The organism is Pseudomonas sp. 300 (genome assembly GCF_055803035.1).
This window is the reverse complement of record NZ_JAVLRV010000001.1, coordinates 338120-354001: the sequence shown is the minus strand read 5'-3', so window position 1 is coordinate 354001 and position 15882 is coordinate 338120. Positions and strand designations below refer to the sequence as shown.

Here is a 15882-nt window from a genome sequence, read left to right as displayed (position 1 = left end):
AGCTTGGCCGGGACCAGTTCATTCAGGCAACGCGTCGCCAACAGTTCAGTCGCCGCATTGATATCCGGCGCAAAGAAGCGGTCCTTCTCATAGAACGGCACTTCTTTACGTAGAATCGCCCGAGCCTTTTCCAGTTTTGGCGAGGTCTTCAGACCGTCGCGCAAGTCAAGGCCTTGAACCGCCGCCAACCATTCCACCGCCAGAACGCCACGGGTGTTCTCGGCCATTTCCCACAAACGCTTGCCGGCGGCCGGGGCCATGGACACGTGGTCTTCCTGGTTCGCCGACGTTGGCAGGCTGTCCACCGAATGCGGATGGGACAACGCCTTGTTTTCGCTGGCGAGGGCCGCAGCGGTGACCTGGGCGATCATGAAACCGGAGTTCACGCCGCCATTGGCCACCAGGAACGGCGGCAGTTGCGACATGTGCTTGTCCATCATCAGCGAGATGCGGCGTTCGCTCAGCGAGCCGATTTCGGCAATGGCCAAGGCCATGTTATCGGCGGCCATGGCCACCGGTTCGGCGTGGAAGTTACCGCCAGAGATCACGTCGCCTTCCGCGGCGAAGACCAATGGGTTGTCCGAGACGGCGTTGGCTTCGACGGCGAGCACTTCGGCGGCCTGACGGAACTGCGTCAGGCAGGCGCCCATGACTTGCGGTTGGCAGCGCAGGGAGTACGGGTCCTGGACCTTTTCGCAGTTCTGGTGCGAATCGGAGACTTCACTGCGCTCGCCCAGCAGATCGCGGTAGGCGGCAGCGGCGTCGATCTGGCCTTTCTGGCCACGTGCGGCGTGGATGCGGGCGTCGAATGGCGAGCGTGAGCCCAGGACGGCTTCGACGGTCAGCGCACCCAGAGACAAGGCGCCGGCGAACAGGTCTTCACCTTCAAACAGACCGCGCAACGCGTAAGCGGTCGACACTTGAGTGCCGTTGAGCAGCGCCAGGCCTTCTTTCGCAGCGAGGGTCAGCGGGGTCAGACCGGCGACTTTCAGCGCGTCGGTCGCTTCCAGCCATTCGCCCTTGTAGCGCGCCTTGCCTTCACCCAGCAGCACCAGCGACATGTGCGCCAATGGCGCCAGGTCACCGGAGGCACCGACCGAACCTTTCAACGGGATGTGCGGGTAAACCTCGGCGTTGATCAGGGCGATCAGCGCGTCGATGACCACGCGACGAATACCGGAGAAACCACGGCTCAGGCTGTTGACCTTGAGCACCATGACCAGACGCACCAACGCGTCGCTGATCGGCTCGCCGACACCGGCGGCGTGAGACAGCACCAGCGAGCGCTGCAGGTTTTCCAGGTCTTCGCTGGCAATGCGAGTCGAGGCCAGCAGACCGAAACCGGTATTGATGCCGTAAGCCGTGCGGTTCTCGGCGAGGATCTGTTCCACGCAGGCAACGCTGGCTTCGATCTGGGCCGAGGCGCTGTCATCAAGAGTGATCCGGACCGGTTGCTGATAGATATCACGCAGTTGGGCAAGGCTCAGTTGGCCGGGAATCAGGTTTAGCGCAGTCATTTTGTGCTCCTTTTGAGAGTTTGTTATTAACTAACCAGACGCTCCGGAGATGTCCGTTGTCCGTCGCTTCCCGCCTTGTGGGGGGCTGGCGCCTTGGCACGCTGGTTTGATGTAGGAATCAGTTGAGGTTCGGCAAAGCCTTGTGCAGCAAAATCGGGTCCTTCAACACGCTGGCAGCAGCGGCGATATCGGGCGCCAGCCAGCGGTCCTGATCGTAGGCCGGAACCCGTTCACGCAGCAGACGCCATGCGGTATCGGTGCCGGCGCCGAAGCGCTGTTCTTTCAGGAATTCAAACGCCTGGGATGCCAGCAGGTACTCGATCGCGAGGATCTGCGTGCAGTTTTCCAGTGCGCGATGCAGCTTCAACGCAGCATTGGTGCCCATGCTCAGGTGGTCTTCCTGCAAGCCCGAGGTGACGTAGTTATCGAGCACGGCTGGTTGAGCCAACTGACGGTTTTCCGCACACAGCGACGCAGCGACGTACTGGACAATCATCATCCCCGAATTGACGCCCGGATTGGCCACCAGGAACGCCGGCAGACCGCTGACATGCGGGTTGATCAAACGGTCGAGACGACGCTCGGCAATCGAGCCGATTTCGGCCATGGCAATCGCCAGCAAATCTGCCGCCAGCGCCACCGATTGGCCGTGCGGGTTGGCCTGGGACATGACGCGGAAGTCGTCCGGGGTGCCCAGCAGCAACGGATTGTCGGTGCAGCCGTTGAGTTCGGTTTCGATCTGTTGGATTGCGTGGGCCAATTGATCCCGCGCAGCGCCATGGACTTGCGGGATGGAACGGATGCTCAGCGCGTCCTGAGTACGAATCCCTTTGCTGCTGGCGATCACTTCACTGCCATCGAGCAACGCCCGCAGGTTGATACCGACCTGCTGCATGCCCGGATGTGGTTTGAGTGCAATGATCTCGGCATCGAACGCCGCAATCTGACCGCGCTGGGCTTCGAAGCTCATGGCGCCGATCACGTCGGCCCATTGCAACAGACGTGTCGCATCGGCAATCGCCAGGCAACTGAGGCCGCTCATGCACGGCGTGCCGTTGACCAGGCACAAACCGTCCTTGGCACCGAGTTGAACAGGTTGCAGGCCTTCTTCAGCCAGGGCTTGTTGCGCAGAAACAATCTGCCCGCGATAGCTGACATTGCCGACACCCAACAGCGCGATGCTGATGTGCGCCATGTGGGTCAGGTAACCGACCGAACCCTGGGACGGCACTTGCGGGGTGATGCCGCGGTTGAGCAGCGCCAGAAGCGCTTCTACCACTTGGCGATGAAGGCCGGATTTTCCTTGGCTGAAGTTGAGGATTGCCGCACACATGATCGCGCGGGTCTGCTCGTCGGCCAGTGGTGCGCCGACGCCACAGGCGTGGCTGAGCAAGGTGTTGCGCGACAGTTGGCTCAGTTGTTCGTCTTTGAGCGAGACGTTGCACAACGCGCCCAGACCGGTGTTGACGCCATAGGCGCGTTCGCCACTGGCGACGATGCGCTGGACGATCGCCTGGGCATTGTCGATGCGTGCCCAGGCCTGGGCCGACAGCTCGAGTTGTGCGCCGTGACGGGCGACTGCGACCACATCCTGCCAACGCAACGGGCCGTCGGCGATTACGATTTTTTCAGCCTGGGACATCTTCAACCTCGTGCGTACAACTTGAATATTGATGCAGCTTCACCGCCCTCATCGCGAGCAAGCTCGCTCCTACAGTGGATCTCCAGCGTTCATAAAATCCCTGTGGGAGCGAGCTTGCTCGCGATGAGGCCAGCAAAGTCACTGCAAATCTCTTAAACCACCGCCGCCCGCCGCTGCACGAACCGGTCGACATACTCATCCGCCGGCGAATGCAGGATCTCCCGCGGCGTGCCGACCTGAATCAGGCGGCCATCCTTGAGGATCGCGATGCGGTTGCCGATGCGCACGGCCTCGTCGAGGTCATGGGTGATGAAGACGATGGTCTTGTGCAGGGTCTTTTGCAGCTCCAGCAACTGATCCTGCATCTCGGCGCGGATCAGCGGGTCGAGCGCACTGAAGGCTTCGTCCATCAGGATGATGTCGGTGTCCGCCGCCAGTGCGCGGGCCAGACCCACACGCTGACGCATGCCGCCCGAAAGCTGATGCGGGTATTTGTTTTCGTAGCCCTTCAGGCCCACGGTGTTGATCCAGTGCAGCGCACGCTCGCTGCACATCTGCTTGCTCTCGCCACGCACTTTCAGGCCGTAGGCGACGTTGTCCACCACAGTCTTGTGCGGCAGCAGGCCGAAGCTCTGGAACACCATGCTGATCTTGCGTCGACGGAATTCACGCAGGGCTTCCATGTCGTATTGCAGGATGTCCACGCCATCCACCAGAATCGCGCCGCTGGTCGGGTCGATCAGGCGATTGAAGTGGCGCACCAGGGTCGATTTGCCGGAACCGGACAGGCCCATGATCACGAAAATCTCGCCGCTGCCGATGCTCAACGACAGGTCGTTCACGCCGACCACGCAGCCGGTTTCGGCCAGCACCTGATCCTTGGTTTTGCCCTGGCCGATCATGCCCAGCGCTTCCTTGGAACGGTTACCGAAAATCTTGAAGACGTTTTTGACTTCGATCTTGCTGATGGCTGCGTTGCTCATTTGCTCACCTCATGCCGTGCACGACCGTACGCCTGTGTAATGCGGTCGATCACCACTGCCAGAATCACGATCGCCAGACCGGCTTCAAGGCCACGTCCGACGTTGAGGGTCTGAATCCCCACCAACACATCTTCACCCAGGCCACGGGCACCGATCATCGAGGCAATCACCACCATCGACAGCGCCATCATGGTGGTCTGGTTGATCCCGGCCATGATGCTCGGCAGGGCCAGCGGCAGTTGCACGCCGAACAGTTGTTGCCAACGGTTGGCACCGAAAGCGTTGATCGCTTCCATCACTTCGCCATCAACCTGGCGAATGCCCAGATCGGTCAGGCGGATCAGCGGTGGCGCGGCGTAGATCACGGTCGCGAAAATTGCCGGGACCTTGCCCAGGCCGAACAGCATCAGCACCGGAATCAGGTACACGAAACTCGGCATGGTCTGCATGATGTCCAGCAGCGGCATCAGCACCGAACGCAGGCGATTGCTGCGTGCCGAGAGAATGCCCAGCGGAATGCCGATCAGCACCGAAATGACCGTCGCCACCATCATCAGCGCGAGGGTCTGCATCAGCTTGTCCCAGAGGCCGACCGCGCCCACCAGGAACAGCAAACCGACGATGACGGCGGTGGTGACGACCTTGCGGGTCGCGTGCCAGGCAACGCCCCCCACGATCGCCAGCATCAGCCACCAGGGCGCCGCACGCAGCAGCCCTTCAAGATTGACGATGGCCCACAACAGGGTGTCGGAGATGTGCCGGAACACGTCGCCGTAGTTGGTGACCAGCGAATCGACCCAACCGTTGACCCAGTCGGCGATGGAAAAGGTAAAGCTTTCGGGAAACATAAAGAGACTCTCAATCAAGGGGTTGCGATTCAGCGTCCGACTGCCGTTGCCAGCAGTCGGAGAAGCTCAACCTACAAGGCCGCGTCGATCTTTTTGGCTGCGTCTTCGCTCACCCATGCATGCCAGACTTCAGGATGTTCCTTGAGGAAGATTTTCGCCAGTTTTGGTGACTCGATCCGCTCTTTGGCCATGCGCCCGAGGTTCTGGTTCAGCAGGTCGATCGGCAGGTTGACCTTTTCCAGCACGGCCACCAGTTCCGGGGCTTGCTCGTGGAAAGTCTTGGACAGGCCGACCTTGATGGTCACGCGTTTATCCACGCCCGGCTTCTCTTCGAGTTTCACCAGGTCAACCTGACCCATCAGCGGCGTTGGCGACCAGTAGTAGAACAGGATCGGCTCGCCACGCTTGTAGCTCGACAGCACCGCGGCATCCAGCGCCGGGCCGGTGCCAGGGCGGAAGTTGGTGTAGCTGCTTTCCAGGCCGTAGCTCTTCAGCATTTCGCTGTTGTCCAGCTCACAGGTCCAGCCGGCCGGGCAGTTGTAGAAACGGCCCTTGGAAGGTTCTTCGGCGTCCTTGAACACCGAGGCGTACTTGGCCAGGTCAGCAATGTTTTTCAGGTCCGGTGCCTTGGCTTCCAGCTTGCGCTTGGCGTCGCCTTCGATCACGTAGCGCGGCACGTACCAGCCTTCGACTGCGCCCACAACTGGCGCGCCGACACCGACGACTTTGCCGGCCTTCTCGGCCTTGTTCCAGACTTCGCTGCGGCCGACCCATTCTTCAGCAAACACTTGGATGTCGTTGCTGCTCAGGGCGTTTTCCATGGTGATGGAGTTGCCCGGCAGACTGTCGGTCTTGCAGTCGTAACCTTTCTCCAACACGACTTGCAGCACGTCGGTCAGCAACATGGCGCTTTCCCAGTTCAGGCCGGCGAATTTCACCGGTTTACCCGATTCGCACCAACCGGCAGCCTGAGTGGCGCCGGCGCTGGCGAGCAGGCCCATGGAAAGCAATGTGGTCAGCAGGGTCTTGTTCGATTTCATTGTTGTGACGCTCCTAATCATGAATTGGCTTACGGCAGTCAAGAGGCATCCAGCCCTGTCCACGTCCAATCAGGCCTGCGCCGCAGCGCGACCGGCATTCAGCTTTTGTTCGGTGACCACGTCCTGCTCGACCGGCAGGATCAGTTGATCGGGCACTGTGCCGTGCCATTTTTTTGCACACACGTAATACAGGACTGCGGGAAGCACCAGACCGATGATCCAGGAAATATCCACATCACCCAGAGCGGTCACCAGCGAACCGGTATAGAACTTGGTGGAAATGAACGGCAGCTGCACCAGCACACCGAACACATAGATGCTGATACCGAGCATGTTCCAGCGGCCGTAGCGACCGTTCGGATCGGACAGCGCCGGCACGTCATAGCGCTCGCGGGTGATGCAGTAGTAGTCCACCAGGTTGATCGCGCTCCATGGCGTAAAGAACGCCAGCAGGAACAGGATGAAGGACTTGAACGCACCGAGGAACGAGTGCTGACCGAGCAACGCCATCAGGGTCGCAGCACCGACGATGACCAGCACGAACACCAGGCGCTGCAAGCGCGTTACTTTCAGCTCACCACGGAAGCCGCTGATGATGGTCGCAATGCACATGAAGCTGCCGTAGGAGTTCAGCGTGGAGATAGTGACCTTGCCGAACGCGATGCTGAAATACAGCAGTGCAGCAGTGGCGCCGGTACCACCCAAGCCAACGATGTAGGCGACTTCGTGACCGGCGAATTGCCCGTTGGCCGAAGCGGCAGCGAACACGCCGAGGACCATCGCCACCTGTGCACCAATGACCGAACCCGCACCCGCGGCGAAAAAGGTTTTCACCGAGGACGTCTTGCTCGGCAAGTAGCGAGAATAGTCCGCCACGTAAGGGCCGAAGGCGATCTGCCAGGACGCCGCGAGCGACACCGCGAGCAAGAAACTGCTCCAGCTGAAGTGGCGGATTTGCAACAGTGCGCCAACGTCAACCTGGCTCACCAGACGGCTGAACAGGTAAACAAAGGCAATCACACCGATGACACTGGCAACACGGCCAATCCAATGGATCACCCGATAACCGAGTACCGTGACCAGCACGATGACACTGGCGAAGATGAGGATACCGACGGTGTCACTGACGCCAAACAACTGGCCCAGCGCCTGGCCGGAAAGTACGGTTCCGGTCGCCGTGAAGCCGAGGTACATCAAACAGACCAGCACGATCGGGATGGCCGCGCCATAAACACCGAACTGCACACGGCTGGAGATCATCTGCGGCAAGCCAAGCTTGGGTCCTTGCGCGGCATGCAGCGCCATCACGCCACCGCCGAGCAATTGTCCGATCAGCAAGCCGATCAACGACCAGAACACATCACCGCCCAGCACCACGGCCAGGGCCCCGGTGACAATCGCGGTGATTTGCAGGTTGGCCCCCATCCACAGGGTGAACTGGCTAAACAGACGACCGTGTCTTTCCGCTTCCGGGATGTAGTCGATCGAGCGTTTCTCGATCAACGGTTTACTGCCTGCACGATCGTTGTTAACAGCCATGATTCAACCTCTGTGGATTGTTTTAATTGTTCTGTCCGGTTTACTTGAACCCTGTGGGAGCGGCGGTGCGACGATTCGACTTGCACGCGATGACGTCAGCACTTCCAACATCGATTCCAGCGGTGCCGCCGCTATCGCTGGCAAGCCAGCCCCCACAAGGGGTTGCGTTATTTACCGGTAATCATCGGCAGGTTCAGGCCCTGCTCCTTGGCGCAGTCGATCGCGATCTGGTAACCCGCATCGGCGTGACGCATAACACCAGTCGCCGGGTCGTTGTGCAGAACGCGAGCGATACGCTCAGCCGCTTCGTCAGTACCGTCGCAGACGATCACCATGCCCGAGTGCTGGGAGAAGCCCATGCCGACGCCGCCGCCGTGGTGCAGGGAAACCCAGGTCGCGCCGCTCGCGGTGTTGAGCAGAGCGTTGAGCAGTGGCCAGTCGGACACGGCGTCGGAACCGTCCTGCATCGATTCGGTTTCGCGGTTCGGGCTGGCAACCGAACCGGAGTCCAGGTGGTCGCGACCGATCACGATTGGCGCGGACAATTCACCGCTGCGCACCATTTCGTTGAATGCCAGACCGAGCTTGGCGCGCAGACCCAGGCCAACCCAGCAGATACGAGCCGGCAGACCCTGGAAGCTGATGCGCTCGCGCGCCATGTCCAGCCAGTTGTGCAGGTGGGCGTCGTCCGGGATCAGTTCTTTTACTTTGGCGTCAGTCTTGTAGATGTCTTCGGCGTTACCCGACAGCGCAGCCCAACGGAACGGACCGATGCCGCGGCAGAACAGTGGACGGATGTAGGCAGGTACGAAACCTGGGAAGTCGAATGCGTTTTCCACGCCTTCTTCTTGCGCCATCTGACGGATGTTGTTGCCGTAGTCGAAGGTCGGGATGCCCATTTTCTGGAATTCGAGCATCGCTTTAACGTGCACGGCCATCGATTGCTTGGCGGCTTTGACCACGGCAGCAGGCTCGGTCTTGGCGCGAGCGCGGTACTCTTCCCAGGTCCAGCCGGCCGGCAGGTAACCGTTGAGCGGGTCGTGGGCGCTGGTCTGGTCGGTGACCATGTCCGGGCGCACGCCGCGCTTGACCAGTTCCGGCAGAATTTCAGCCGCGTTACCGAGCAGAGCGATGGATATCGCCTTGCCTTCCTTGGTGTATTTGGCGATGCGGGCCAGCGCGTCGTCGAGGTCGGTGGCTTGCTCGTCGACATAACGGCTGTTCAGACGGAAATCGATGCTGACCTGCTGGCATTCGATGTTCAGCGAGCACGCGCCGGCCAGGGTTGCAGCCAGAGGTTGAGCGCCGCCCATGCCGCCCAGGCCTGCGGTCAGGACCCAACGACCTTTCAGGTCATCGTTATAGTGCTGGCGACCGGCTTCGACGAAGGTTTCGTAAGTGCCTTGAACGATGCCCTGGCTGCCGATGTAGATCCAGCTGCCGGCGGTCATCTGGCCGTACATGGCCAAGCCTTTGGCGTCGAGTTCGTTGAAGTGTTCCCAGCTCGCCCAGTGCGGTACGAGGTTGGAGTTGGCGATCAATACGCGCGGGGCGTTAGTGTGAGTCTTGAACACGCCGACCGGCTTGCCGGATTGCACCAGCAGGGTCTCGTCGTCATTCAGATTGGTCAGGCTTTCGACGATCTTGTCGTAGCATTCCCAGTTACGCGCCGCACGACCGATACCACCGTAAACCACCAGTTCTTTAGGGTTCTCGGCGACTTCCGGGTCGAGGTTGTTCATCAGCATGCGCAGCGGCGCTTCAGTCAACCAGCTCTTGGCGGTCAGCTTGTTACCGCGAGCGGCACGAATTTCTACGTCACGAAACTTAGTGGTTTTGTTGTCAGTCACGAAAAAGACTCCTCAGCGATCAATCCAAACCAACCCTGGCGGTGGGTAAGCGAGCCTGTGCGCATCGTTGCACCACAAGCGAATCAGTGGACGCTGCGGAGAGCCTCGGTCGACTCATACGCATACGTCTTTACTTGTACATACAAGCATATGCAATCAAGCGGCCAACTTGTTGGATGGGCATTCAAGAAAAATTCTGAGAGGGCTGGAAAGCCTGTAGATCAAGGGTTCTGAAGAAGATGAAATTTTTCGGGGGGATTTTTCGAAGGGGTGACGGCTTGTTACTTGAGCGTGGTTTTGCGCCACGCTGGGGCGTTCGGTAACAAGTTGGTGCGCGATGGGGAACGCGTTTGAGCCCTGAAAAGCATCGCGGGCAAGCCCGCTCCCACAGGTCCGGTGGACATCCTGCAGGAGTGGGCTTGCCCGCGATAGAGACGACCCGGTATTGGATCAGCGCGCAGTCAGTTCGATCACACAACACGGGCCGTTGCTGGAGAATTCCAGCAGGCCGGTGTTACCGTCGAGTTGCAGGCAGTCATGACGACCCAATTGCTGGGCACTGTTACCGACCTGCACTTCCAGCGCCTCGCTGACACTGAACACCAACACTGCGCCCGCCGAACTGAAAAACCGCTGTTCACCGTCTAGCCACTGCAACCGCGCGAGGTAACGCTGCGGCGCATAAATCAGGTTGAAATCGCGAATCGGCCCACCGAGCAAGGTGCAGGAAACCTGACTTTCACCACTGAAGGCGAAAGGATCAATCGGTAACAATGGTCGCGTGGCCTGGCCATCAACCGACAAGGTCATGCCGTCGCCTTGCAGCACGGTGATCACCCGCTCATAGCCAGCGAACGTCGAGAAGCCACCCGACTCGCCGATATCGGCAATCGACAGGCGCCAGCCGAAACCGTCAAGACCCGTGCCCGCATCGCGGGTGATTTCTTCAGTGCTGCCGCCACCGTTTTTCCACGGCATGCGCGGGTAATCTTTGGCGCGTAAAACCTTAACCTGACTCATTTATGAAAGCGTCCTTCCAGACGATGACGGGAACCGGGGTGGATCAAACGGGCGGCGGTCACCGGCTGACGGCCGGACCAGGTGCGGCGACGAATCAGCAGGCACGGCTCGCCTTTCTCAATCTGCAGCAATTTGCACTCGCTAGCCTCAGCCAGAATCGCCTCGACCACGTGCTCGCCTTCGGTCAGCGGCGCGACCTGGTTCAGGTAGGCGTAAGGCGTTTGCAGGGTGAAATCCTGCTTGAGGTAATCGGGCGCCACCAGCGCGTTGACGAAACGGTCTTCGATTTGCACCGGAATGTCGTTTTCGAAATGCACGATCAGCGAGTGGAAGACTTTTTGACCTTCACGCATGTCCAGCGCCAGGGCGCGTTCGGAACCGGCGGCCTCTTCTTCAAGGGTAATGACCTTGCAGGTGTGGCGATGGCCACGGGAGGCAATTTCGTCGGCGATGTTGTGCACTTCAAACAGCGCCGACTGGCTTTTCGGCTCGGCGACGAACGTGCCGACGCCCTGCATGCGCACCAACAGACCGTCGGCGGTCATCTCGCGCAGTGCGCGGTTGATGGTCATGCGGCTGAAACCGAGTTGGCTGACCAGCTCGCTTTCCGACGGAACGCGGTAATGCGGCGGCCAGTTCCCACTGTCGATTTGCTGGGTGATCATCTGTTTGACGCGGGCGTACAAAGGCGCCGGACTGTCGCCCATGTTCGCGGCCAACGGTGACACTGTAGGCGGAGTCGGCACGGTTAATCCTTGGTCATTTGGTAGAAGTTGCTAGCTTGCCGGAGTTTACCGAGCAGGCAAACGTCTGTATATGTATATACAAATAACACACGATGGGGTGCTGAACCATGTCCGCCTTCTTTGCCGAACGCGCGCTGCTGCCTAGTGGATGGGCCAACAATGTACGTCTTGAGGTCAGCGCCGACGGCGTTTTGACCCATGTCCAGGCCGATTCCAACGCAGATGGCGCCGAACGGCTAAGCGGTCCGCTGCTGCCGGGGATGCCGAATCTGCACTCCCACGCCTTTCAGCGAGCAATGGCTGGATTGGCCGAAGTGGCCGGTAATCCGAACGACAGTTTCTGGACCTGGCGTGATTTGATGTACCGGCTCGTCGGAAAAATCAGCCCCGATCAACTCGGCGTGATCGCCCGTCAGCTGTACATCGAAATGCTCAAGGCCGGTTACACCTCGGTCGCGGAATTTCATTACGTGCACCACGACACGAGCGGCCAACCGTACGCAGACCCTGCCGAGCTGGCGCTGCGCATCAGCCAGGCGGCCAGCTCCGCCGGTATAGGCTTGACCCTGCTGCCAGTGCTTTACAGCCACTCCGGTTTCGGCGGCCAGACACCGAATGACGGCCAACGTCGCTTTATCAACAGCACTGAAAATTACCTGAAGCTTCAAGCCCGCTTGCAGCCGATCCTGGCGCAGCAACCGGCGCAATCGCTGGGTTTGTGTTTCCACTCGTTGCGCGCGGTAACACCGCAGCAAATCAGCGACGTGCTGGCGGCCAGCGACAAGCAGTGCCCTGTGCACATTCACATCGCCGAACAGCAGAAAGAAGTCGATGACTGCCTCAGCTGGAGTGGTCGTCGCCCTCTGCAATGGCTGTATGAAAACACTGAAGTCGATCAACGCTGGTGCCTGGTCCACGCGACCCACGCCAACCCGGAAGAAGTCACGCTGATGGCCAAGAGTCGCGCCATCGCGGGTTTGTGCCTGACCACCGAAGCCAACCTCGGCGACGGGATTTTCCCGGCGGTGGACTTCCTCGCTCAAGGTGGGCGCATGGGCATCGGTTCCGACAGCCATGTGTCGTTGAGCGTGGTGGAAGAATTGCGTTGGCTGGAATACGGCCAGCGTCTGCGCGATCAGCGGCGTAATCGGTTGTATGGCGCGGAACAGCCGATGGTCGGCCGGACGCTGTATGACGCCGCACTGGACGGCGGCGCCGAGGCGCTGGGACAGCCGATCGGTGCGCTGGAGGTGGGTAAGCGCGCGGATTGGCTGGTGCTGGACGGTAACGACCCGTACCTGGCGACCGCCAGTGGCGACGGGATTCTCAATCGTTGGTTGTTTGCCGGTGGCGACCGCCAGGTGCGTGATGTACTGGTCAATGGCCAATGGGTCGTGCGCGATGGACGTCACGCCGACGAAGAGGAAAGCAGCCGGGCGTTCACCCAGGTCCTGCGCGATCTCTTGGGCTGACCCCGGAAACAACTGTGGGAGCGAGCCTGCTCGCGATGGGGCCATCAGCCTCAACATTGACGTTGACTGATAGACCGCCATCGCGAGCAGGCTCGCTCCCACATAGGTTATGCGTTAGCTGTTAGTTCGAGGTCTTGGCCATCTGCGTATCCGTCGCACGCCAGATCAACCGAGTGGTGTCATACCCCTGCTGACGCGCCTTGCTCAGCAGCTCTTCGCGCACTACGCCGTTGACCGTCGGGGTCCGTGACAACAGCCACAGATACCGGCGGCTCGGGTCGCCGACAATGGCGGTCTTGTAGTCGTCGCTGACGTACAACACCCAGTATTGCCCCTTCGCCACACCCGGCAGCAATCGCGAGAACCAGTTATCGAACTCGACCCACAACTTGTCGGTCTTGCCCGGCACCTGTGGATAAGCCGTGCCTTTGGCCTCTTCCCATTGCCAGTCCGTCGTCAGACAGCGGTTCAGCACCAGCACGTTGCCGTCCGGCTTGAGCGTGTAATGGGCTTCGGATTGCGCGCAGTTGCGCTGGAAATACATCGGCAGACGCGCCAACTCGTACCAGGTCCCTTGGTACTTCTTCAAATTGACGCTGGCGACGGTTTTCGGCGCCAATGGATCTTCGCCAGAAGTGGCGCAGCCGGCCAATACCAGGCCGGCAAAAAGGAGGATCAATAACCGTTTCATTGTTTTTCTCCCGCGGGCGCATCGCCCCGGTTTACTTCAGGCCTTGGCCAGAAAACATCAACACTTTGTCACCGGCGTACTGCACGCTGATAAAGCTGTTCTTGTCGCCCCAGGTGCAACTGGACATGCCGAGCGCTCCCGAGCAGTCGGTGGGTTTGCCCAGCAAGGTTTCCACCTCGGCCTTGGGCATGCCGGTCGACAGCTTCGAATAATTTTCCTGATTGATCTTGCCGCATGCGGCCAACAACACGCAGAACGAAAGCAAAGCGATGGAACGCAGCGACATGGTGTAGCTCCTGGGTCGTAGGGGAATGGCATGGCTGCCAAGCTGAAGCTTAGAAGAGAAAAGCCCTGTCTGGTTCCCTGACTGAACGCCTATTTATTGGGCCGCTTGTCTGCCTTTTGCCGAAAAATCAGCCACTTTCTTGCGCTGTTGAGCATTTCGTCAGTTTTGGCAAAAGACGCCTAATCTTTGGCGTCGGCCAGTCGACATAAAAGCAGCGCAAAGCCCGCTCCTGTGGCAAATTGGCGCCCCTTGTCGACCAGCCCCTCCGCGGTAGTTCATTTAATGACCAGAAACATGAAGTTCAGCCACAAGATCCTGCTGGCTGCTGCCCTCGTGGTGGCCGTTGCATTCGCCTGTTTCATCCTGTTCAACGACTACCGTCAGCGCCAGACCTTGCGCAGCAGTACCGAATCGTCGATGCAGGAACTGGGCAGCCTGACCACCAGCAACATTCAAACCTGGCTGGAAAGCCGCATCCAGCTGTTGCAATCGTTGTCCCAACAGATCGCCTTGGACGGCAGCGCCCAGACCAACCTCAAGCGCGCCATCGACCTGCCGGCCTACACCAGCAATTTCCAGCTGAGCTACTTTGGCGGCACCGACGGCGTGATGTTCTCGGTTCCGCCCGGCAATCGCGCCGCCGATTATGACCCTCGCGCACGTGGCTGGTACAAGGCGGCCAACGGCGCGCAACAGACCATCGTCACCGAACCGTACATCGCTGCATCCTCCGGCAAACTGGTGATCACCGTGGCCACACCGGTGAAGCATCAGAACCAGATGATCGGCGTCGCCGGCGCCGACATTGATCTGTCCAGCGTCAGCGCGATCATCAACTCGCTGAACTTCGGCGGTCACGGTCATGCGTTTATCGTCAGCGCCGACGGCAAGATCCTGATTCACCCGGACAGCAAACTGGTGCTCAAAAACCTCGCCGAGGCCTACCCGAACGGCACCCCGCAAGTCAGCCCGGGCATGAAGGAAGTCGAGATCGACGGCAAGCGCCAGTTCATCTCCTTCACCCATGTCAACGGCGTGCCGTCGGCGGATTGGTATGTGGCGCTGGTGCTGGATCAGGACACCGCGTTCTCGATGATCAGCGAATTCCGCACCTCAGCGATCATCGCCATGGTCATCGCGGTGGTGTTCATCATCGCCCTGCTGGGCATGCTGATCAGCTTCCTGATGCAGCCGCTGCTCGCCATGGGCCGCGCCATGCATGACATCGCCGAAGGTGAAGGCGACCTGACCAAACGCCTGACCATCCACGGCCATGATGAATTCGGTGCACTGGGCACTTCGTTCAACCGCTTTGTCGAGCGTATTCACACCTCGATCCGCGAAGTCTCCTCGGCCACCGGCCAGGTCAACGAAGTCGCCCTGCGCGTCGTCGCCGCGTCCAACTCGTCAATGTTCAACTCCGATCAGCAAGCCTCGCGCACCAGCAGCGTGGCCGCCGCCATCAACGAACTGGGCGCCGCCGCCCAGGAAATCGCCCAGAACGCCGCCCTCGCCTCGCAGCATTCGAGCGATGCACGCGCCTTGGCCGAGGACGGTCAGCAGGTGGTGGATAAAACCATCGCGGCGATGCAACAGCTCTCGGCGAAGATCAGCGATTCGTGCGGCAACATCGAGACGCTCAACAGCAACACGGTGAACATCGGGCAGATTCTGGAAGTGATCACCAGCATCTCGCAGCAGACCAACTTGCTGGCCTTGAACGCCGCCATCGAAGCCGCCCGTGCCGGTGAAGCCGGACGCGGTTTTGCCGTGGTCGCCGACGAAGTGCGCAACCTCGCCCACCGCACGCAGGATTCGGCGCAGCAAGTGCAGAAGATGATCGAGGAACTGCAAGTCGGCGCCCGCGAAGCGGTGAGCACCATGACCGACAGCCAGCGCCAGAGTGAAAGCAGCGTGGGCATTGCCAATCAGGCGGGCGAGCGTCTGGGCAGCGTGACGCAGCGCATCGGTGAGATCGACGGGATGAACCAGTCCGTGGCGACGGCGACTGAAGAGCAGACCGCTGTGGTGGAATCGATCAATGTCGACATCACTGAGATCAACACGCTGAACCAGGAAGGGGTGGAGAACCTGCAGGCGACGTTGCGTGCTTGCTCTGACCTTGAGCAGCAGGCGGCGCGGTTGAAGCAGTTGGTGGGTAGTTTCCGGATCTAAGGCGCTTTCACTGGCCTCATCGCCAGCAGGCTGGCTCCCACAATAGGTTTGTGTCGATCACAACCCCCTGTGG

At 60.1% G+C, this 15882-nt stretch carries 13 protein-coding genes and 1 pseudogene; 3 read left to right on the top strand and 11 right to left on the bottom strand.

The window, feature by feature from the left end:
• The 9 genes from hutH (Q7W83_RS01655) to hutC form a co-directional block, all read right to left on the bottom strand.
• A partial coding sequence (gene hutH / locus Q7W83_RS01655; protein WP_473655594.1) for a histidine ammonia-lyase occupies nt 1–1517 on the bottom strand: 1517 nt, incomplete at its 3' end.
• A gap of 118 nt (nt 1518–1635) precedes the next feature.
• On the bottom strand, nt 1636–3159 hold the full coding sequence (gene hutH, locus Q7W83_RS01650; RefSeq protein WP_150639722.1) for a histidine ammonia-lyase: 1524 nt from the start codon (nt 3157–3159) through the stop codon (nt 1636–1638).
• A gap of 152 nt (nt 3160–3311) precedes the next feature.
• On the bottom strand, nt 3312–4142 hold the full coding sequence (locus Q7W83_RS01645) for a quaternary amine ABC transporter ATP-binding protein (protein WP_150631782.1): 831 nt from the start codon (nt 4140–4142) through the stop codon (nt 3312–3314).
• Nucleotides 4139–4990: an ABC transporter permease gene (locus tag Q7W83_RS01640; RefSeq protein ID WP_150631783.1), complete on the bottom strand. Its 852-nt coding sequence runs from the start codon at nt 4988–4990 to the stop codon at nt 4139–4141. Before Q7W83_RS01640 ends, Q7W83_RS01645 begins: the two co-directional genes overlap by 4 nt.
• Before the next feature lie 71 nt (nt 4991–5061).
• On the bottom strand, nt 5062–6030 hold the full coding sequence (locus Q7W83_RS01635; protein ID WP_150631784.1) for an ABC transporter substrate-binding protein: 969 nt from the start codon (nt 6028–6030) through the stop codon (nt 5062–5064).
• Between the two features lie 69 nt (nt 6031–6099).
• Nucleotides 6100–7569 carry a purine-cytosine permease family protein gene (locus Q7W83_RS01630; RefSeq protein ID WP_473655593.1) on the bottom strand — a complete coding sequence of 490 codons (1470 nt, stop codon included), beginning with the start codon at nt 7567–7569 and terminating at the stop codon, nt 6100–6102.
• A gap of 167 nt (nt 7570–7736) precedes the next feature.
• Nucleotides 7737–9419: a urocanate hydratase gene (hutU, locus tag Q7W83_RS01625; RefSeq protein ID WP_150631786.1), complete on the bottom strand. Its 1683-nt coding sequence runs from the start codon at nt 9417–9419 to the stop codon at nt 7737–7739.
• A gap of 450 nt (nt 9420–9869) precedes the next feature.
• On the bottom strand, nt 9870–10439 hold the full coding sequence (locus Q7W83_RS01620; RefSeq protein WP_150631787.1) for a HutD/Ves family protein: 570 nt from the start codon (nt 10437–10439) through the stop codon (nt 9870–9872).
• A complete protein-coding gene (gene hutC, locus Q7W83_RS01615) occupies nt 10436–11146 on the bottom strand; it encodes a histidine utilization repressor (protein WP_172435301.1) in 711 nt (236 codons plus the stop codon). The genes Q7W83_RS01620 and hutC overlap by 4 nt, the downstream gene beginning before the upstream one ends.
• 146 nt (nt 11147–11292) lie before the next feature.
• Between hutC and Q7W83_RS01610 the strand changes: the two genes are divergently transcribed.
• The gene (locus Q7W83_RS01610; protein ID WP_150631789.1) at nt 11293–12657 is read left to right on the top strand and encodes a formimidoylglutamate deiminase; all 1365 of its coding nucleotides are present in this window, start codon (nt 11293–11295) and stop codon (nt 12655–12657) included.
• 121 nt (nt 12658–12778) lie between these two features.
• On the opposite strand, the gene Q7W83_RS01605 is transcribed toward Q7W83_RS01610, so the two are convergent.
• Nucleotides 12779–13348: a lipocalin family protein gene (locus Q7W83_RS01605; RefSeq protein ID WP_150631790.1), complete on the bottom strand. Its 570-nt coding sequence runs from the start codon at nt 13346–13348 to the stop codon at nt 12779–12781.
• Between the two features lie 31 nt (nt 13349–13379).
• The gene (locus Q7W83_RS01600; RefSeq protein ID WP_007907841.1) at nt 13380–13634 is read right to left on the bottom strand and encodes a hypothetical protein; all 255 of its coding nucleotides are present in this window, start codon (nt 13632–13634) and stop codon (nt 13380–13382) included.
• 282 nt (nt 13635–13916) lie between these two features.
• Between Q7W83_RS01600 and Q7W83_RS01595 the strand changes: the two are divergent.
• Nucleotides 13917–14951 (top strand): annotated as a pseudogene (locus Q7W83_RS01595) (HAMP domain-containing protein); the annotation flags it as partial.
• A 93-nt stretch (nt 14952–15044) separates the two neighbouring features.
• On the top strand, nt 15045–15809 hold the full coding sequence (locus tag Q7W83_RS01590) for a methyl-accepting chemotaxis protein (RefSeq protein ID WP_371927683.1): 765 nt from the start codon (nt 15045–15047) through the stop codon (nt 15807–15809).
• Nucleotides 15810–15882: the final 73 nt, after the last annotated feature.